The following is a 20,676-nucleotide window of genomic DNA, read 5'->3' on the forward strand; positions in this document are numbered from 1 at the left end:
TAACCGTTTATCCTGTCTTTTCTCTCCTTACGATGATCGTTCCATAACCTCCTATTTCCCCTGAATCCGAAATTTCTCCAAGTAATAACGTCCCTTTCTCTAAATCCGATAAAAGCTTACAACCCAGTCTCACCGGCTCTTTCCGGAAATTCTGCAGGAACAGGTACTCACAGGTTTCCGATTCCCTGGATGTCACCTCCAGCCCTTCCACGATCTCACCTGCCACAAGAGGTTTCATTCCGGCTTCATAAGTCACCTTCTGAAAGAGATCATCGTAGAAATCCTGACCGGCATCTGCGCAGACATAATATGCGGTTCCATTGCCGTAACGGTTCCTGGTAAGAGCCGGATATCCCCCATAAAAATCTTTTTCATAAACCAGAAGCGCTTCTGCTCCCTCAAGCTTTACCAGATCACAGAGATTGCGGCATTCATACCGCCCGTTTTCTTTCTGTCCGGATACAGAAACCATATAGTTGCATTCTCCGACATAAAGGCCGTCAATTTCCGTGCTGCGAAGCCCTAAAACCTCCCGGAGTCCATGAGGAACGCCTCCAAGAAAGCACTCATCTGTCTCATCCACTATACCCGACCAGTAGGTGGTGACCAGCTGTCCCCCGCCTTTCACAAATTCCTTCAGCTTTTCCTCAATCCCATTCCGGTATAAGTAAAGCATGGGAGCTGCAACAAGCCGGTAATCCTTAAGACTTCCTTCCATGGTGAGGACATCTACATTGAAGCCCAGCTTTTTCATGGCGCTGTAAACCTTCACACAGGTTTCATGATAATAAAGACCTTTGTTTCTGGGCCCCTGGGCATCCTCCATGGCCCAGCGGCACTCCACGTCATAGATGAGTGCCGCTCTTGCAAAGGTCCCGGTGCCGGCCAATTCCCGAAGAAGGGCAAGCTCCATTCCGGTCTGGCTGACCTCCTCAAATACCCTGGTGTCACATCCTCCATAGTGGTCAATGACCGCCCCGTGGAATTTCTCCGAACTGCCCCGGCTCTGGCGTATCTGGAAATACATCACACTGTCCGAGCCATGGGCTACGGCCTGCCAGGAGGCCAGCTTTAGAAGACCGGGCCGTTTCAGCTTGCTGACTTCCTGCCAGTTTGTACTGCTGGGACTGGATTCCATGAGCAGAAAGGGCCTTTTCTTTAAGCTTCTCATGAAATCATGCTGCATCCCATTATCCCTGGCCGTCAGGATCTCCTTCTCCTTATGCCACAGGGGATAGGAATCCCAGGAAACCACATCCACTGCCTGGGACAGCCTTTGATAATTGAGCCCGGTGTAATCATACATAAGGTTCGTCGTCGTTGGCTGTCCGGCTCCTGCCTCCCTTAAAGAGGCCGCTTCCCACAAGGCGAAATCCGCAGTCTGTTCGGTCACAAAACGTTTCCAATCCAGATTTAACCCGTGGACCATGCTCTCCCCAATGGAAGACGGGCTTTCCACCTGGTCAAAGGACTGATAGATGTGGCTCCAGAACGCGGTGCACCAGCTGCGGTTCAGAGTCTCTATGGAACCGTATTTCTTTTCCAGCCATCTGCGGAAGGCGGCCTGGCACAACGGGCAGTGGCACTCGCCGCCGAATTCATTGGAGATATGCCACATCACAACTCCTGGGTGAGTGCCAAACTGTTTCGCCAGTTCTCCGTCGATCCGTCTTACCTTCTCCCGGTATACGGGAGAGGTATAACAGTGGTTATGCCGCCCTCCGAAAAACCGGCGCCTGCGCGTCTCATCCACCCGCAGCACCTCCGGGTACCGGTCCGCCAGCCATTTGGGACGGGCACCGGAAGGAGTTCCCATAATCGTGGATATCCCGTTCTCATACAGCTTATCCACCCTCTCCTTAAGCCATTCAAGCCGGTACCTTCCCTCTTCCGGCTCCAAAAAGGACCAGGAAAACACTCCCAGGGTCACCATATTAATTCCCGCTTTTTTCATGTATTCCAGATCCTTTTCCAGGATATCAGGCCGGTCCAGCCATTGCTCCGGATAATAATCCCCTCCGTACCATAACCAATTACTCTTCATATCCTCTTATTCCTTTCTAAATAAGCGTTGCCGCCGTTTTCCACATTTGGAAGCACGGCCGCAGCGCCTGCTTTAATCCTATATTTATTTACTTTACTGCCCCTGTGATCCCTTCTGCAAAGCTTCTCTGCAGCAGGAAGAAAATAATCACGGTAGGAATGGTACAGATCAATACCGCTAACATCAGGGTCCCGTAATCGGTCACATACCCTGATTTTAAGTTGGCAACCAGCATGGGCATGGTAATGCTGTCCGCATCCGACATGATCACCTTGGGCCATAGATAACTGTTCCAGGCATTCATGAAGGTAATGGTCATGGCCGCAGCATAGGTGGAGCGCATGGCAGGAATGAACATCCGGCAGAAAATCTGGAACTCACTTAAACCGTCAAGCCTTGCTGCCTCCATGATATCGACGGGAAAGGACCTTGCGCTCTGGCGGAACATCATGATCAAGAACGGCGTCGAAACGGTCGGAAGAATGAAACCAAGGGTACTGTTTAAAAGATTTGCCTTTGAAAACATCTGATACAGCGGTATCATGGTCGCGGCAAAGGGAACCATCATTGCCAGTAAAATAATACTCATTACCCGGTCCTTTGCCTTGTCATGAAAAATCTCGAAACCATATCCGGCAATGGAGCATATAAACAGGGAAACCAACGTCATGACTGCAGAATACTTAAATGAATTCCCAAGGGCTGCGCCTACATTCTGGGAACCGAACAGTTTTTTCAGGTTTTCAAACAGCTCCGTACCGAATATCAGAGTCCCCCGTGTCACAGCCACGCTTTTGTTAGTGGCCGCAACCATCATCCAGTATAGCGGAAAAACGGAAATGACAGAGACAACCGTCAAAAAACCATATGCCAGAAACTTCTTTCCTTTAGTCACGTTTATCACCTACCTTCATCTGCATAAATGCAAGAACTGCCACCAGGATCAGAATCAGGTAGGACATGGCTGCCGCATACCCGAAATTCGGTACATATTTAAAGGATACATTGTATATATAATGGGACATGGTAATGGTGGCATTGGAAGGACCGCCGTATGTTAAGTTCACGGATTCGTCAAACAACTGCAGCGTGCCGTTGGTAGACATGATCGCAGTCAGCAGAATGGTGGGCTTTAAAAGCGGAACCGTGATCCGCAAAAAAGCTTGAACCGGAGAAGCCCCGTCGATCTTTGCAGCCTCATATATGGAATACTCAATGTTCTGGAGCCCGGAAAGATAAAACACCATATTGTAACCGGTCCACCTCCAGACCAGTGCCAGAATGATGACGATCCTGGCACTGGCCGGATGACCCAGGAAATTATATCCGGTGGACAATATCCCAAGCTTTATGAAAACCGTATTCACCAGCCCATCCACTGTAAACAGGGACCGGAAAATCACCGCGTAAGATACCAGTGAGGTTGCGCAGGGCAGAAAGATTGCCGTGCGGAACAGGCCCCTGAAACGAAGGTCCTTATTGTTAAGCAGAGAGGCCAGTATCAGGGCCAGTATCAACATGATCGGAACCTGTATGATCAGGTAGATGAAATTATTTCTTAAAGCCTGCATGAAAACAGGGTCCTTAAACATCCTTATGTAATTGGTTCCCCCGGTCCATTTAAGCCCTGCGCCGACTCCTGTCTTAAAGGAAAGGAACAGCGCCTGAATCATGGGCAGAAAGCTCATGACTGCGATAAACAGGACCGCCGGAGTCAGAAATGCCCAGCCTGCCAGGCTCTGATTCTGGCCTAACGATAACTTTTTCTTTCTATCACCCACCAATAATGCCTCCTCCCTCTGCCACTATTTTCCCATTGCAAAATTAACCGTATCCTCTGCAGTCTTGATCTCCGCATCGATATCTCCGCCGGAGACCACATTGGTAATGGCAGTGGCCACCGCGTCACGCGCTTCATAATAATAGACACCTGTGTTGTTGGAAGGAACCTTTGAAGCAAAATCCGTAATTAAGGAATACACAGGTTCGCCTCCGAAGAATTCCTGAGGTTCTGCATAAACCTTGCTGTCAGCTGCGGGAAGATAGGCAGCCAGCGCACCGGACTTGGGAAGTATGGTCTCATAGAATTCTGTGCTGCCTGCAAAGGTTTTAGCCAGGAAATCCTGTGCCAGCTCCGGATTCCTGCAGGCTTTCGTAACTGCCCAGCTGGAACCGCCGTTGTTGGAATAATTGGTGGCACCATCCACGCCTTCAAGCTTAGGAATATCGGTAATGGCCCATTTGCCGGACTGGTCCTCCGCGGTCTGGATGCTGGCCATGATCCAGCAGCCGTTAATGGTTCCACCTACGGTACTGTTGGTCAGGGTCCCTACATACTGATCCCAGTCATTGACTTCTACCAGAACACTGCTCTTCACCAGCGAAGCATAGGTTTCCATGACTTTCTTCAGCTTGTCATTTCCAACCATGCTGGGATTTCCCTCCTTGTCAAAAAGGCTTCCACCCGCTGACTGGAGCATCATCATGATCAGATCAGATTCACCGGCCTGACAGGATAACATAGGCTTTCCTGTCTTTGCCAGGATGTCCTCCCCTATGGTCTGATACTGGTTCCAGGTAATATCCTTAAAATCATCAACCGTATATCCGGCTTCCTTTAAGATATCGGTGCGATAGCATGCGACCACGGCCCCGTTATCAAACGGAACTCCATAATTCTTTCCGTCAACTACGGAATAAGCAGTTTTGGCTTTTGCAAACTTGGTAAAATCGATTCCGCTACCTGTCAGATCCTTGAATGCGTCCGGATAACTGAGCACATTCTTCTGAAATGCGTTATCCTGCATCAAAAGAATGTCCGGAAGGGAATCTAAGTTTCCGGAGGTTGCCGCCGTAGTCAGCTTGGTCTGGACATCGGCCCAGGGTGTTTCCACCACATTCAGCTTAAAATCCGGATGATCCTTTTGATATACCTTTGCCGCCTCTTCCATGGCATACATGTTAAATGCCGGGTCCCAGCACCAGACGGTCAATTCATTTGCCGGCTGTGCCCCCTCTCCGGTCTTGTCTCCTGCCGCTTTTCCTGCGGTACCGGAATTCCCGCAGGCTGCCAGGGAAACCACCATGGCTCCGGCCAGTAATGCGGATGTGATCTTTTTCTTCATAGCGAAACTCCTCCTCTTTCATAAAAAAATTGGCTCATGTGATTATCTTTTTCTTTCGAAAGATTTCTGATAACCACATTATACCAATTCTGAAGATTTAAAGTTTTTAGATTCAATTAAAAAACGCGCATATTCAATCATTTGCGTTTCTTATTCCCAACCTTTCTGAGCGCTGATCCTGCAATACAGCAGCTTCCCCTCATAATTTTCCGCCGATTTCTTCCATTGATAAGGAGAACTATTCATTATTTTCCTGAAATTCCGGTTAAATGCAGAAATAGAAGCAAATCCTGCTGCAATTGTCACCTCTTCCATGGATTTGTCCGTTTTTTTCAACAGTTCACAGGCATTCTGGATACGGACCAGATTAATATAATCCCCCGGTTTCATATTCATGCCTTCTTCAAAAACCCGCCGAAAATGACTTTCGCTCATGCTGCAGGCCTCCGCCATACTTCTTATCTTGATTTCGCCGGCATAATAATCCGCCACATAATCCAGGGCACCTGCAATCATAGCGGTGTTGGTCCTGGAGCGCATGATATGTTCCTCACCATCGGAAAGCCGTAATAATTCCACCATGCAGGCGCGCAGAAGCCCCTTTATGCTTTCTTTATAATAGGGCTTCTTATATTGGGTCTCATTCATGATTCCCGAAATCAGCCCGGCCAGTATTGGGTTCTCGTCACCGGACAGAAGGTATCCGGTTCTGTGTATCCGCTTTAATATGTTTTTGGGGAGTATGGAATCATTACGGTAAACATCGGAAATAATCTTTTGAAAATCAATGTACATCCACTCCCAGAACCCTTTTGTTCCCTCGTCGCTGTTGGTGGTATGGGGAAGCCTTGGCGGCACGATCATCAGTGAGCCTCTGGAAAAAGGAATACGCTCCTGCCCCAGTATCACTTCCCCGGTACCCCAGTGGCAGTATCCGATTTCCATAAGATTATGAAAGTGAAGGTATTTGATATGTTTCCCGTATTCTCTGATCCAGTCCTCTCCCAATAGAGCCAGAACCGGTTCATCCTCAGGTATCTCATAGTAGCGGAATTCCACCCTCTCCCTCTGTTTCGCCATGAACACCGCTCCCCCCTTTACCCAAACATTTTTTCAAATCTTTTTTCCGATAATATTTCATTGGTTAGAAACGTTCCATTATAAAACAGACTGTACGTTGTAAACGGTGCCGGAGCATTTTGCGCTTCCTTCGCAGACTCAAAACGAATGGATTGAAACGGTATTCCTTTCTTTTCTGCCGCTGCTTCTATCAATGGAACATATTTTGCAGTAAAAGGGCATTGATGTGAATAATAAAGGACAAAGCCCGGTTCCATGATTTTACGTTCCCTGACTGACTGCTTAAAGCCAGGTTTATCCGCGTCATTTATAAAAGGCAGATACAGCAGTTCATAGTAAGGCTCCGCGGTATCCGCCAGTTCAAAGCCTTTATGGCGAAGATATTTCGGATCAGAAAGATAGGGGAGCTTCTTTTTTGAAGACAAGATAACCAGCCCCTTTTTCCCCTTTTCCCTGCTGTCCTCTATACAGGCTTCCAGTAAAAGATTGGAATTCCCCTGTCCTTTGAATTGACCGGATACCCAAAAGCAGTTGATATACATATACCCGGCAGCATCAATGGGTGCCCATGCTTTCTCCGCCGGAATATATTCAATAAAACATTTCCCACGAACATTTCCCTTTTTGAATACCAGTCCCTCCTCAAGGCGTTCGGCCAGCCAGGCTTTTTTAGCCGCGACCTGACAGTCCTTATTATTGGCAATGGCGCAGCAGATGTGCTCCTGCTCTAAATTTTCCTTTGACAATGTAATGATTTCCATATATGCCTCGCTTTCTTTTTTCCATTTTATATCCAATCCCGAACCAAAAGCAAGCGGCTTTTCATTCTTCCTGCTTTATCTGCATACACCTTTCCTATCATTCGGAACTGACAAACGAAAGAACAGCTTCTGCCATGAATGCCGGTGCAATATCATGTCAGAAGCTGCTCTTTTTATAGCGTTACGATAGCGAACACCATTCCGTTATTAGATTACAAGTGTCGGAGGCGTATAAACCCTCGCCGCCAGTTCAGAATCCAGTAAATATAATCCCTTGGCATCATTGCCGAATAAATCATATCTCTTTATAATTTCATCCGTATTCTTTTCTTCTTCATTCTGTTCTTTTACGAACCAGTCAAGGAACTGCATGGTGCGGAAGTCTTTTAATTCATAAGCTGTACCGTAAATATCATGAATGGAAGCCGTCACCTTGAGCTCGTGTTCATAAGCCTCCACTGCAGGCTGGCGGAAATCTTTGTAAACAAAAGCCGGAGCCTTAATATCCTGAAATACGACCTTTTCACTGTTGTTTAACAAATAATCCATAAAGAGCATGGCATGATCCCGCTCTTCCTGAGTCTGGATTTTAAACCAGTTGGCAAAGCCGTTTAAATTGCTGTCCGCATAATAGTTGGACATGTCCAGATATAAATATGCGGAATAAAACTCAAAATTGATCTGTTGATTTATTTTCGTTACAATTTCTTTATTTAGCATAATCTTCGTCCTCCTTTAAAGTTGATTTCCATATCGGTTTCAAAAATCAAATTACTGTAAACAGGCACAATACCAGGATCTGGGTTTATCATATTCTAACATTTTTATTAAAAATATTCAATCATATATCAAAAAATATTATTTATCAGTAACATCTGATAATAAGCAAGAATAGATCTGTAATGTAAAAATATTGTTTCAAAAAAAGGGCGAAGCCTGAAAAAGCTTCGCCCAAAATTACTGATTATTCCCCGAATACCGCTTTATAATCCGCCTTGAATTTCTCAATCCCCTGATCGGTCAACGGGTGCTTTGTCATCTGCACCAGTACGCTGTATGGTACGGTAGCAATGTCTGCTCCTGCCTTTGCACAGTCGATCACATGGATCGGGTTGCGGATGCTGGCTGCAATGATTTCTGTCTCGATTCCGTGTTCCGTAAAAATATCCGTGATGTCACAAATCAGGTCAATGCCCGGCATGGAAATGTCATCCAAACGGCCTAAGAATGGGGATACATAGGTCGCGCCTGCACGGGCAGCTAAAAGTGCCTGAGCGGCAGAAAATACCAGTGTTACATTGGTCTTGATTCCCTCTGCAGTCAATACCTTAACGGCCTTCAGTCCTTCTACGGTCATGGGGATCTTTACAACCATATTCGGATGGATCGCTGCGATTTCACGTCCCTCTGCAATCATGCCCTCTGCATCCACAGTTGTTGCTTTCACTTCCCCGCTGATGGGTCCGTCCACGATGGAAGTGATTTCTTTGATGACCTCACCAAAATCGCGGCCTTCTTTGGCGATCAGGGAAGGATTGGTGGTAACACCGCAGATGATGCCCATGTCGTTTGCTTTCTTTACGTCTTCCGTATTTGCTGTATCGATAAAAAATCTCATGGCAGTTCTCCTTAAATTTTATATTTACTCAAAACTAGCTGACTTTGCAAAATTCAATCTTCTCGCCATTGGGACCCTGGAAGAGAAAGAAGCGGTTGGTGCGGGGGGCAAACATCTGGTTGGATTCGATGCCGTTCGATAGGAACTTATGTCCCTGAGCCGCGATTTCCTCATATGCTTCATCCAGATTCTCACAAGTCAGGGCAATGTGGTCGATATTACCGATGGGCTTCACATCCTGGCGTCTTGGATAAAATTCAATGACGCAGGTCCCGCACTGCAGCATTCCGCGGACGCCTCCATCCACCAGCCTGGTAAAACCCAGATTCTCATAGAAAGCTACGGTTACTTCCGGTTCATCCGTAGGAATTGCCACATGGGCAACTCCAGATGGTTTGTTTTTCAGCATGAGGGACCTCCTATGCCAACAGGCTCTTTACATATTCCGCAATGGATTCATCCTTGCAGTTTGCGAAGAACAGCTCGCCGAATTTCTCCCCGCCGATGGCTCCCTTTACCAGTTCCTTGTCAAGTCCCTTTAAACAGGTCAGGATATCTTTTAAGTTATTCTCTCTTACTCCATCTAATATCTTCTTATTTCTCTGCTCCGGAACGGCTCTCTCTCTTGGGTAGCCCTGTCCGCTTGCTTCCGAGAATAATTTTTCAAATGTATACTCCAGATTCAGTTCTGCTCCCCAGCCAAAGCCCTTTGCAAATGGCATGGCAATGGCGTTGCCGTCGTTGATCTGTGCAAACATGTAACCGTCGCTTGGGTCACATACAAGGCCGCAGATCACGCCCGGAAAGCTGTTTAATGCCAGCATGGCACCCGCGCCGGTTCCGCATCCGGTGACCACATAATCCGCTGCACCGGAGTTTAAAAGGATAGCTGCCAGAATTCCGTTCTGTACATAAGTCAGGGAATTGCTGTCCTCTGCGGAATACATTCCATAGTTATCCACCACATAGCCTTTTGTATCTGCAACTTTCTTTAAGCTGTTGTAAATCAATCCGTTTTTAGCCGCCTGGCTGTTCTCATTAATTAATGCGATTCTCATGCTTTCAAAACTCCTTTTATCTGATTATATACCTGTTTCCCGCTCAGTCCGTATTCTTCCAGAAGGTCTTCCGGTTTTCCGGATTGTCCGAAACGGTCCTGAACACCGATCTTCTTAAATGTTACATTGCACTTGTTATCCAAAAGAACCTCACCGACCGCATCTCCAAGACCGCCGATGACGCTGTGTTCTTCTACGGTGATCACATTGCTGCACTGTGCCGCGTATTTTAAAATGCACTCTTTATCGATGGGCTTGATGGTATGCATATTGACTACGGTAATGGATTTTCCTTCTGCTAAAAGATTCTTTGCACATTCCAGTACGGCAGATACCATGATGCCGCACGCAAATACCACTGCATCCGTACCTTCTTTTAATACGTTTGCCTTTCCGATCACAAACGGCATTTCTTCTTCAAATACAGGGCTTGGAAGTCTTGCCAGACGAAGATAAGCCGGCCCTTCCATCTCTGCTACCGCCTTTACGGCACGATGTGTTTCACTGGCATCACAGGGAACGACCACGGTCATGCCGGGAATTACGCGCATAAGTGCCAAATCTTCGATGGCCTGGTGGCTTCCGCCGTCTTCCCCAAGAGTAATTCCGGAATGTGTCATGCCCAGCTTTACATTGAAATGAGGATAAGCTACGCCATTGCGGACCTGTTCATAGGCCCGTCCTGCACCAAACACGGCAAAGGTGCTGCAGAATGGAATGTATCCCATGGTAGAAAGACCTGCACTCATATCGACCATATTTGCTTCCGCAATACCAGCATTAAAAAACCGCTCAGGAAATTTTGCCGCAAAGGTAGCGGTCATTGTGGCATGCGCAAGATCCGCATCCAATACAACGACTTTTTCATTTGCTTCGCCCAGTTCGGCCAATGCCTCACCATATGCCACTCTAATTGCCTTCATTTCACTCATGTCATTAACCCTCCAGTTCCTTTAATGCCTGCTGTCTTTCCTCTTCGCTTGGTGCCTTGCCGTGCCAGCCCACCTGGTTTTCCATAAAGGAAACGCCTTTTCCTTTTACGGTGTGCGCCAGAATGCACTTTGGCTTTCCTGCCATGGTGCTGATGGAGTATGCAGCCAGCACTTCTTCTAAGTTGTTGCCATCCGGCAGTTCCAGTACGTTGAATCCAAATGCTTTGAATTTGGAGGATAAATCGCCGAGAGACATAACCTGATCATTTGTTCCGTCGATCTGGAGACCGTTGTTATCAATGATGATGGTGAGGTTGTCCAGATGATAGTTGGCCGCTGCCATGCATGCCTCCCAGACCTGGCCTTCCTGCAGTTCTCCGTCTCCAAGCAGAGTAAATACTTTCGTATCCTTTTTCTGAGCCTTTGCTCCAAGTGCCATACCGACTGCGATGGAGATCCCCTGTCCCAAAGAACCTGTGGAAGCATCGATCCCCGGAACCTTCTTCGCATCCGGATGCCCCTGAAGAATGCTGTGAAGCTGCCGGAAATTCTTAAATTCCGCTTTATCGAAAAAGCCCATCTCTCCTAATACTGCATAGTAGCAGGGAGCTGCATGTCCCTTGCTCAGCACGAAACGGTCACGGTCCTCATTGTCCGGATCCTTTGGGTCTACCCGCATCTGTGTGTAGAACATAGCTGCCATCAGCTCTACGGCTGATAAAGAGCCGCCCGGATGGCCGCTGGCTGCGTCTGCCGTCATATTAATAATATCCCTTCGGATATCATTACATTTCCTTTTTAATTCCTCAATGTCCATCATGTTCTTATGCCTCCGTCTTAATTATGAAATATTACTTTTTGAGTGAACCTCTCTTCTTTAAGTAATCCACGTATACTGCCCCAAGGATTACGCATCCCTTTACTACAAACTGCCAGTAGCTGTTTATCTTAAGAAGGTTCATACCGTTGTTCAAAACACCGATGATCAGTACACCGATAACGGTTCCGCCTAATGTACCAAGACCGCCGTTAAAGCTTGTACCCCCAAGTACGGAAGCTGCGATTGCATCGCGCTCAAAGCCTTCTCCTACGGATGGCTGGCCGGAATACAGTCTTGCTGCCAGAACCACACCGGCTAAAGCTGCCATCACACCACTGATGATGAATACTCTTACCTGGATCCATTTGGTATCAACGCCTGCGTATTTTGCTGCTTCCTTATTTCCGCCGGTTGCATAGACGTGACGTCCAAAGGAGGTACGGTTCATAATAAAATACAGAATTATAAATGCTACGATTACGAATACGACCGGAATGGGAATTCCGAGGAAGCTTCCTACCCCCATGTTGTTGAATACTTCGTTATTGGATTGTGCCGGCTGGCCGCCCGTTAATATGTAGCTGACACCACGTACGATGATCTGCATGGATAACGTTACAATGAACGGCGGCAGAGTTGTATGGGAAATGACATATCCATTGATGAAACCAATAACCGCACCAAATAACAGGGGAACCAGAATGCATAAGATGAGCGGCAGTCCCGCATTTCCGCAGCGCACGGCGATAACACCGGCAGCCGCTACGACCGAACCTACGGACAAGTCAATGCCGCCGCAGATCAAAACGCATGTAATACCAAATGCGATGAAGCCGTTTACGCATACCTGGCGCAATACGCTGAACAGGTTGTTTTTAACAAGAAACGTATCGGTTGTAATCGATAAAACAATACACAGGAATACCAACGCGATCATGGCCGCCATATTGCGTTTCAGCCAGATCATAAAGGGATTGGTGCTCCAGAGGCTTGGTGCTTGTATCTCTGATGTCTCTGATTGATTCTTCTTGCTTAACATGTTGTATGTTCTCCTCCCACTGCAAATGACATGATCGTTTCCTGTGTAGCTTCCGTCTCCTGCTGGTCTAAGATTCCGGCCAGATGTCCTTCCCTCATGATGGCAACCCGGCTGGAGTTATTGATGATCTCAGGAAGCTCTGAAGAGATCATGATAATGGAAACTCCTTCACTGGCCAGGCTGTGCATCAGCTTATATATCTCTGCCTTTGCGCCTACGTCGATCCCTCGGGTCGGTTCGTCCAGAATGAGTACCTTTGGCTTTGCTGCCAGCCATTTGGATATGACAATCTTCTGCTGATTGCCGCCGGAAAGCTCTCCTGCCGTCTGTTCCACGGATGCCATCTTAATAGAAAGCTTCTGCTTGAACTCACCTACAATATTCGATTCCTTTTTCTTGTCCACTCGTAACTGATGTATAAATTCAGAAAGCACCTGGAATGTCAGATTGGTTGCAATGCTATGGCTGAGGAAAAGCCCCTGCTCCTTACGCTCTTCCGGCACCAGTGCGATGCCTGCGTCCATTGCATCCTTTGGCCTGTTAATGGTAAGCCGTTTTCCTTCCAGCCAGATCTCACCTGACTGAATGCTGTCAATGCCGAATAATGCCAGAGCCAGTTCGGTACGTCCTGCTCCTACCAATCCTGAGAAACCAAGTATTTCCCCTTTTCTCAATGTAAAGCTGATATCGGATACCTTTTGGGTTGTTAAATGTTTCACTTCCATGATGACGTCCCCGCCGATGACACGTTTGTTTCCATACATGTTGTTAAATTCACGGCCTACCATCATGCTGATCAATTCGTTTTCTGATGTTTCTTTTGTATCTCTGGTTCCTATAAACTTACCGTCACGGAGTACCGTTACCGAATCGCAGACCTTAAAGGTCTCTTCCATACGATGTGATATGTAAATCATCGCAACTCCGGCTTTTTTTAAACGGTCGATCTGTGCAAACAGATTGTCTGTCTCACTTTTTGACAAAGATGCTGTGGGTTCGTCCAGAATCAGGATTTTTGCCCCCTCGTTCACCGCTCTTGCAATTTCTATCATCTGCTGCTGTGCTACGGATAACCCCCGGATCAGCATTCCAGCATCCAGATTAAGCCCCAGCGCATCAAGAGCTTTCTGCGCCTCATGCTTCATTTTCCGGTAATCTACCATCTTCAAATGGTTTTTCGGTTCCCGGCCAAGAAAAATATTTTCTGCAATCGTCATCTCAGGAATGTTGGTGATTTCCTGATGGATAAAACTGACACCATACTTGCGGGCATCGTCTACGGTCTTTATGGAAGCTTCCTTCCCTTCCATGCAGATGGTGCCCGAATCAGCGCTGAAAATGCCACCCAGAATTTTCATCAAGGTGGATTTTCCTGCACCATTCTCTCCCATAAGAGCCCGGACTTCTCCGGGCTTTATGGAAATACTGACTCCGTCAAGTACAACATTGCGACCAAACGCTTTGGTAATATCTTTCATTTCAAAAACATATTCATTTAACATGTTTTTTACACTCCTGTTCTGCATTCTTCGCTTCGGGTCAATACTTTACGGATTACTGATCTACGTTCTCCTTTGTAATGATGGACATCGGTACGACTACCTTCTCTTCAATTGTCTGGCCTGTCAGCAGTCTGTATGCAGTTTCGATACAGGTTGTACCGATTCCTGCCGGATCCTGTGCTGCAGATGCCACCATTTCACCGGAGCGGATAAAGCCTTTTCCTTCATCGGAACCGTCAACGGAAACAACCTTGGCAGCTTCCAGGCGGCCTGCTTCTTTCAGGGCTGCGATTGCACCGCGGGCTGTCGGGTCATTGATCGTGAATACGCCGTCAATCACCGGGTTTGCGTTGATAAAGTCTACCATGATCGGCTGGGAATAATCGGACTTTGGCTTCTCAACGTCTTTAGTCTGAATGATCTCAATATCCGGATAGTTCTTTAATTCTTCTTCAAAACCGAGCTGACGGTCATAGCAAACCTCTGTGGTACTATAAGTAATTTCTACTACCTTTCCTTTTCCGCCTAAAGATTCAGCCAGAGCCTGTGCACACAGCTTTCCGGCCTCTTTATTATCAGAAACAACGGTACACTGAACCAGCTCCGGATTCTTAACCGCTGTATTAAACGCAATTACAGGTATGTCCGCTTCCTTACATGCTTCCAGAGTGGCGCGCACTCCTTCTGAGTTGATCGCAGAGATACAGATTACGTCAACTCCCTGGTTGATCATATCTGCTACGTCGTTCATCTGCTTATTCTGGTCGCCGCCTGCATCCTGGATGATCAGTTCGTCTTCCGGTCCGGTCAGAGCCGCCTGCATCGCGTCTTTGATCTGGATGAAGAACACATTGGTTAAATCCGGTGCAGAAACTCCAATTTTAATCGGCTTTTTGGATTCCTCTGCTTTTGCTGCGGTTGTAGCCGCTGCGGTCGTTTCAGTCCCACTGCTTGCTTCTGTTGTTTCCTTAGCAGAGGAACCGCAAGCGGTTAAAGACAATGCCATCATGGCTGATAATACAATTGCGGTAACTTTTCTCATAATAATCCACCTCTCAACATTTTCATTCTTTTGTAGCATTCTTTGAATTTGTTTCTGTTTTTATACCCTAGTTTTTGTTACAAATGTTAAAACTATTGTATGATATCATTCTTAATCGCTTCCCCGGGTTTGCATTATTGTCTGCTGTCATACAATATTGTAATCCAATAATACATCTTTACTCGAATTTTGTCAATAGAATTTTTAAAATTATGCAAATCATACAAAATGTTGTCATATGCCCTACAACCCGGATTGTATAATAACTGCCCCATCTGCCGGTTTTTCCACAAAAAAAGAGCCGAAAAGTCATGGAACCATTGACTTTCCGGCTCTTTGGAAGCTGGATTATTTCTTTTTTTTTCGTTTCTCCCACATTGCCCAGAGTGTACCCGCCACGCAAATGGAGGAGTAGCATCCCGTCAGGATACCAAAAAACATGGGAAGGGAAAACTCCAGAATGGACTCGATCTGGAAATAGACCGAAGCAGCCAGAATGATCAGCACGCAGATCCCTGTCGTAAAAGACGTATTGATGGATCTGCCAAGAGTCTGGGTCGTGCTTTCGTTTACCAGATCGGCCACCGGTTTTTTGGAATCCCTTTTTTTATTTTCACGGATCCGGTCATAGATGACGATGGTGTCATTGATGGAATAACCGATGATCGTGAGGACGACTGCCACAAAGGCATCATTTAACGGAATCCGGAACAGCACAAATGCAAAGAATACGACCAAAACGTCATGAAGCAGTGCAATCATTGCGGTGACTCCTGCCGAAAGGCCTGATATGGCTGAAAAACGGATCCATACATATATAACGATGAAAATCATGGACAGGGCAATGGCAATGGCTGCATTCTTCAGTGCCTTTGCCCCGATATAAGGCTCGACCACAAAGGTTTCAGAAAGCTTTGCATCCGCCTGGTCCGAAGTGCTGTTAATCGCATCCGTTACCTTTTTCTGGTCCTCCGGCGACATGCCTGAATTCCCTGCAAGCGTGACCGAAAGCCTCTTAAGCCCGGTCATGTTATCTTCCTTGATCTGAACCGTAACCGGACGGTTTGTCTGTTTTTCAACGGCTTCCTGAATTTTACCGGTATCTGCCCCTTCGGTTACGGAATAGCTGAGTACGGCGCCTCCGGTAAACTGGGTATCAAGCTTGACCCCATAAAAGAAGCATCCTGCGATGCCGGATAAAATCACGAAACCGGAAAGGATCGCAAACACATATTTCTTTTGGTAAAACGGTACCGTCTTTTTATCTTTCCTGATCCGGAACCATTTTTCGTCACGCCACAGATCGGATTGGATCAATGATAAAAGGAGCTGCTTGGAAACGGAAACTCCGATCAAAAGGTTTACGATCATACCGATCAACAGCGTATAACCAAAGCTTAACATGGTACCGGATCCCAAAAACATCAGAATCACCGCAACGATCGCTGTGGTCACATTCCCGTCCAGAACAGATGAAAACGCATTTTTATATCCGGCTAAAACAGCTCCTTTCACGGAAATGCCCTTTTTAAGCTCATCCGATATACGCTCCGAAATAATAATGTTCGTATCCACTGCCATACCAAGCGTCAGGATAATACCGGCGATCCCCGGAAGGGTCAGGGTATACTGGGGTATGGATACTGCAAGCATCTGCAGGATCATCTGAAGCACTAAGGTAATGCAGGCAATGATGCCTGGCAGCCGGTAAAACACGATCATAAAGAGGCAGATGACGAAAAACGCGGCAATACCGGCATCAACCATAATATTAAGAGCATTGTTTCCCAGGGAAGGGCTTATGGTCGAGAAATTAGTTGTCTTTAAGGAAAACGGCAGGGCGCCGGCATTGATTTTTTTAGCCAGGTCCTTTGCCTCATCATAGGTCCTCATTCCTGTAATGACAGCCTGGCCTCCGGATATCCGGGTCTGCACCGTAGGGCTGGATATCAGATCGTTGTCCATGTAAATGCTCATCCGTTTCCCGATCAGCTTCCCGGTGGCTTCTTCAAACAGCTTCGCCCCATCATCATTAAATTGAAGTGCTGCCTGATAGCTTTTTATTCCATTGGAATTCGTGGTCTCCGGTGATGCGCTCTGCACATCTTTCCCCTGGATCAGCACATTACCATCGGGATCCCGAAACGTAAGCTCTGCCATTTCACCTAATTCCGCAATAGCATCTTCCGGATTAAAATTGGTTTCACCGGATTTCCACGGGAACTGGACAATGATATAACCGCCGTTTTTATCCACGGTCACCTCCCTGTCCGTGATATTCTGGTTGTCCATGCGGGTTTCAATAACTTCCCTGGCTGTCTCAAGCTCCTGTTCGGTGGGGCTGCGGTCAAGCCCCTGTGGTTCAAAAACAGCTTCCACTCCTCCGCGGATGTCGATGCCGTAGCGCATGTCAAATACGCCTTTGATGCTTTCTCCAGCTCCAAATACCGCAACATAAATCAGTGCTGCAATTACGAAAAAAATTACAGCAAGCATTTTCTTTCCTGGCTTCATAGGTTTTCCTCTTTTCCTGTTTCATTTTCTATTTGCCGTTAAATGCCTGCTGCTTCCCCTTTCTCTCCGTCCGAATCATGTATGTACCGTATCAGAAACATTCTGCTGATATACCCGCTTTGGAGCAGCACCGTCCGTATGGACCATAAAACAAGCGGAATAAATAAGAAAAATGTCCTGACCAATATATATTTTAAAGGCAAGACCCTGAATGAAAACCGGTTTCCTGCACCGGATAAAATCTCACCGACCACCTCATCCTCGAGAACGCCGGGCACTGCAGCGATAGAACCGGCCTCCCTATGGTGGTGATATCCTTCCGATATGGTTCCCGCAGAAGAGAAATAAGACTGGCCGGGATTCCTGTCGTTATCAGACATATTCAGTTCTGCTGAAAGTAAGGCAATGCAAAATAACATTGCCAGTATCCGGCTTACAGCGCGGATCTTTTTTACCCGGTATCTCAATGGAAGTCCTCCTGCGGCAACCGCAAACATAAACTCATGATTTTTCTATCATATCCTGTTGAATTGTACTACAAATCATTCCGAAACACAACCATTGCTTATTGACAGAAGCAGTTAATATTGGCAGGAAAAAAACTGCAGCAAAACGGTCTCCTTCCTTCCGTTCGTTCTGCTGCAGCTCTTTCTATGGTTTACCGCTTAATGATGACATTCATATCCGTATTGATCAGGGAGATATGTCTCTTTGCATAAAGCTCCGCCACCTCTTCATCCCGGGCCTTTAAAGCTTCTACGATATTGTGATGTGCCTTTATGGCATTCCGGGCGTTCTGCGGCACCTGGAATGTCTTTAACCGGAAGTCCCGGATGCATTCGTCGATCTTTTTATTCATAAAAATCAGCATTTTATTCCTGCTGGCTTCCACGATCTGCCGGTGCAGCTTCTCATCGTATTTTGCCATTCCGGCAAAATCCTCTTCCTCTACTGCACGGATAAACCGGAAATGGGTCCGTTCGATCTGTTCAAGCTCCGCATCGGTGGCCCGCTTTGCTACAAACCGTGCACATAAGGGCTCCAGGACACTTCTGACTTCAATATAATCCTTTAATTCCACCTCATTTTTAAGGAACCATTCCGCCAGCTCTTCCTGACCCAGTTCTTTTTTACTTACCAGAAATGCACCGCGTCCAGGTTTGATCTCCACCAGCCCCCGGGCCTCTAGAATACGGAAGGCTTCCCTGACTGTACCACGTCCCACCGTCAGCTTCTCACACCATTCTTTTTCCGTAGGTAATTTTTGTCCGACCGCTATTCCATCCGCTGCAACAAATTCCTTCATGCTGTTTACCACCTGCTGCACGATTGGAATTCTAGAAACCTCTTCCATGATCTTCACTCCCTCTTCTTATATATCTTTTGTATAAATATTTCATGCTGTCATACAATCATTGTATCACATTTGAAGGAAACTGCAAACATAAAGATAATTTTTTCTATATTTTCCAGACCCATCAGACAATTTCTTTTAACTATTTTATTACTATTTCTCTAAATATGCAAGCATGGGAGCACAACAAACGGACCCATGTTCCCATAGGTCCGTTCGTTGTTTTACTTATAAACCGGTTATTCTGCTGCTTCTTTATTTAAGGACTGTTCGGACAGCCATTCCATAATTGTTACATTTTTTCCATTGATTGTCTCTGCAGGTTTATTGTTAAATACATAAATCCATGACCAGTGCCCATTATACTCGTATGGTGTACCGTCCGCTTTCTTGTACAATCCTGTAGTATCTATTACATTATCAAATAGTGATAAGTGAACATTCTTTGCTCCTGCCTTCATTAACCGGTTATACGTCGGAACCGTATAATCTAAAACAGGAACCGTCGTATCCGTTTTCGCTGCGACAAACCACATGGGAAGCTCTTTCAGCTTCTGTATATCTGAATCTGTGATCAATGTATCTTTTAATGCTTCGCAGGTCGGGAATGCCGCTGCAAAATAGCCGGTATAATCTCTGGCCATAAGCATCGTCATATATCCGCCGTTGGAATCTCCGCCAATGTAAATTCTATTTGTATCAATATCCGGATTCTTTGCAACATAATCCTTGATCAGAGCCATGAGTGCTTTCTCATAATTTGAAGTCCCGTCTGCAAAAGCAGAAACATTCTTATATTTTGAAGCTGCATTTCCAGAAGCATTTGAAGTCTTCCCATCCATCCAAAATGTCGGACATTGCGGTCCTAAAACATAAGCTCCATTGAAATAAGACTGTATTTCTTTTGAAGCAAAGTTTACCCCCTTATTTCCCGCGATGCCAAGAAGCCCGTCGGTTCCTCCTTCTCCCATTCCGTGGAGCCATATGATCAACGGGTGTTTTGCGCCGTCTTTTGCCGGTACATAGCTCGCATAATGCATGGTAATATTATCATAAGTGCCCTGTAAGGCAGTAAATTCATCCAGAAGTCCTCTCGTTCCCCCATCAAAAACATCCGCTACCAGTCCGGAAACCGTTGTCGAACCGGATTTGATATCCTTTTGCTGTGTTATTGTATACTTACATTCAATCCATTCATTGCGGATAAAATTCAAATCCAGATTCAAAGGCAGGCCAAAGGAAATATCCGGTCCGATTTCCAATTCAAGAGCTGCATAATTTCCTTTTGCCGCCGCATTGCCGTCTTTATCTGATATGTAAGCCTTAGTGACCTTCCGGTATCCAACTCCATCATCACCTATAATCGGAGTATTCTCACTGTTTGGAATCCTTACTGCAAGAACCTTAAAGGTATCCGTATCTACGGTATTCTTGTTCACCGTTTTACCAAGGTCCACGATTACCTTTTTAATTTGCGGGCCAAAGTCTTCCACTTCCATAACGGTACGGTAAGTTGTTGTCTTTGACTTTGTCTGGACATCATCAGCAAATGCGCTGCTTCCATAAGAAAGTACCATGGCTCCGGATAACATAAGTGCCATTAATAATTTTCCATTCCTTCTCGTTCTTTTTCCCATAAGATCCTCCTTATTTTTTTGCAGGTTTATCAACCCATTTTACCTTAAAGTCTATATGAATGGTTTTAAAGCACTTTTTAATTAAAACTTTTTACCTGTCCTAAATTTACAACCTGTATCCCATCTTCCTTCTCGCTTGATCAGAATAAC

19 protein-coding genes are annotated in these 20,676 nt (G+C 46.2%); all 19 read right to left on the bottom strand.

Annotated features, from left to right (window positions below; translation table 11 throughout):
- Window positions 1-7 precede the first annotated feature (7 nt).
- The 19 genes from BQ9856_RS15985 to BQ9856_RS16075 all read right to left on the bottom strand — a co-directional run bounded on the left by BQ9856_RS15985 (window position 8) and on the right by BQ9856_RS16075 (window position 20,526).
- Window positions 8-2,044 carry a beta-galactosidase gene (locus tag BQ9856_RS15985; protein ID WP_077611921.1) on the bottom strand — a complete coding sequence of 679 codons (2,037 nt, stop codon included), beginning with the start codon at window positions 2,042-2,044 and terminating at the stop codon, window positions 8-10.
- An 88-nt stretch (window positions 2,045-2,132) separates the two neighbouring features.
- Window positions 2,133-2,939 (bottom strand): carbohydrate ABC transporter permease, encoded by an 807-nt coding sequence (locus BQ9856_RS15990; RefSeq protein WP_235839228.1) that lies wholly within the window; start codon window positions 2,937-2,939, stop codon window positions 2,133-2,135.
- Window positions 2,932-3,825: a carbohydrate ABC transporter permease gene (locus BQ9856_RS15995; protein ID WP_077611922.1), complete on the bottom strand. Its 894-nt coding sequence runs from the start codon at window positions 3,823-3,825 to the stop codon at window positions 2,932-2,934. Before BQ9856_RS15995 ends, BQ9856_RS15990 begins: the two co-directional genes overlap by 8 nt.
- A 24-nt stretch (window positions 3,826-3,849) precedes the next feature.
- Entirely contained in the window at window positions 3,850-5,169 is a 1,320-nt protein-coding gene (locus BQ9856_RS16000; RefSeq protein ID WP_077611923.1) for an ABC transporter substrate-binding protein, read from the bottom strand.
- 150 nt (window positions 5,170-5,319) lie between these two features.
- Window positions 5,320-6,249 (bottom strand): helix-turn-helix transcriptional regulator, encoded by a 930-nt coding sequence (locus tag BQ9856_RS16005; RefSeq protein ID WP_077611924.1) that lies wholly within the window; start codon window positions 6,247-6,249, stop codon window positions 5,320-5,322.
- A 17-nt stretch (window positions 6,250-6,266) separates the two neighbouring features.
- Window positions 6,267-7,010 carry a YoaP domain-containing protein gene (locus tag BQ9856_RS16010; RefSeq protein WP_077613407.1) on the bottom strand — a complete coding sequence of 248 codons (744 nt, stop codon included), beginning with the start codon at window positions 7,008-7,010 and terminating at the stop codon, window positions 6,267-6,269.
- Between the two features lie 207 nt (window positions 7,011-7,217).
- Window positions 7,218-7,730, bottom strand: coding sequence for a ferritin (locus BQ9856_RS16015; protein WP_077611925.1), 513 nt, complete (start codon window positions 7,728-7,730; stop codon window positions 7,218-7,220).
- A 244-nt stretch (window positions 7,731-7,974) separates the two neighbouring features.
- Window positions 7,975-8,628 carry a fructose-6-phosphate aldolase gene (fsa, locus tag BQ9856_RS16020; RefSeq protein ID WP_077611926.1) on the bottom strand — a complete coding sequence of 218 codons (654 nt, stop codon included), beginning with the start codon at window positions 8,626-8,628 and terminating at the stop codon, window positions 7,975-7,977.
- Window positions 8,629-8,662: 34 nt separating this feature from the next.
- Complete coding sequence (locus BQ9856_RS16025) at window positions 8,663-9,037, bottom strand: VOC family protein (protein WP_077611927.1); 375 nt, start codon at window positions 9,035-9,037, stop codon at window positions 8,663-8,665.
- A 10-nt stretch (window positions 9,038-9,047) separates the two neighbouring features.
- Window positions 9,048-9,686 carry an RpiB/LacA/LacB family sugar-phosphate isomerase gene (locus tag BQ9856_RS16030; RefSeq protein WP_077611928.1) on the bottom strand — a complete coding sequence of 213 codons (639 nt, stop codon included), beginning with the start codon at window positions 9,684-9,686 and terminating at the stop codon, window positions 9,048-9,050.
- A complete protein-coding gene (locus BQ9856_RS16035; protein ID WP_077611929.1) occupies window positions 9,683-10,618 on the bottom strand; it encodes a transketolase family protein in 936 nt (311 codons plus the stop codon). The genes BQ9856_RS16030 and BQ9856_RS16035 overlap by 4 nt, the downstream gene beginning before the upstream one ends.
- A gap of 4 nt (window positions 10,619-10,622) precedes the next feature.
- Window positions 10,623-11,438 carry a transketolase gene (locus tag BQ9856_RS16040; RefSeq protein WP_200801317.1) on the bottom strand — a complete coding sequence of 272 codons (816 nt, stop codon included), beginning with the start codon at window positions 11,436-11,438 and terminating at the stop codon, window positions 10,623-10,625.
- A gap of 31 nt (window positions 11,439-11,469) precedes the next feature.
- Complete coding sequence (locus tag BQ9856_RS16045) at window positions 11,470-12,477, bottom strand: ABC transporter permease (RefSeq protein ID WP_077611930.1); 1,008 nt, start codon at window positions 12,475-12,477, stop codon at window positions 11,470-11,472.
- The gene (locus BQ9856_RS16050) at window positions 12,471-13,979 is read right to left on the bottom strand and encodes a sugar ABC transporter ATP-binding protein (RefSeq protein ID WP_077611931.1); all 1,509 of its coding nucleotides are present in this window, start codon (window positions 13,977-13,979) and stop codon (window positions 12,471-12,473) included. Before BQ9856_RS16050 ends, BQ9856_RS16045 begins: the two co-directional genes overlap by 7 nt.
- A gap of 52 nt (window positions 13,980-14,031) precedes the next feature.
- Window positions 14,032-15,021 (bottom strand): sugar ABC transporter substrate-binding protein, encoded by a 990-nt coding sequence (locus BQ9856_RS16055; RefSeq protein WP_159442016.1) that lies wholly within the window; start codon window positions 15,019-15,021, stop codon window positions 14,032-14,034.
- A 348-nt stretch (window positions 15,022-15,369) separates the two neighbouring features.
- Window positions 15,370-17,535, bottom strand: coding sequence for a protein translocase subunit SecDF (locus BQ9856_RS16060; protein WP_077611933.1), 2,166 nt, complete (start codon window positions 17,533-17,535; stop codon window positions 15,370-15,372).
- Between the two features lie 38 nt (window positions 17,536-17,573).
- Window positions 17,574-18,002: a hypothetical protein gene (locus BQ9856_RS16065; protein ID WP_077611934.1), complete on the bottom strand. Its 429-nt coding sequence runs from the start codon at window positions 18,000-18,002 to the stop codon at window positions 17,574-17,576.
- Window positions 18,003-18,193: 191 nt separating this feature from the next.
- The gene (locus tag BQ9856_RS16070; RefSeq protein WP_077611935.1) at window positions 18,194-18,889 is read right to left on the bottom strand and encodes a FadR/GntR family transcriptional regulator; all 696 of its coding nucleotides are present in this window, start codon (window positions 18,887-18,889) and stop codon (window positions 18,194-18,196) included.
- Between the two features lie 239 nt (window positions 18,890-19,128).
- The gene (locus BQ9856_RS16075; RefSeq protein ID WP_077611936.1) at window positions 19,129-20,526 is read right to left on the bottom strand and encodes a prolyl oligopeptidase family serine peptidase; all 1,398 of its coding nucleotides are present in this window, start codon (window positions 20,524-20,526) and stop codon (window positions 19,129-19,131) included.
- Between the last annotated feature and the right edge of the window lie 150 nt (window positions 20,527-20,676).

This window comes from Clostridium sp. Marseille-P2415 (assembly GCF_900155545.1).
Classification (GTDB): Bacteria; Bacillota; Clostridia; order Lachnospirales; family Lachnospiraceae; genus Lacrimispora.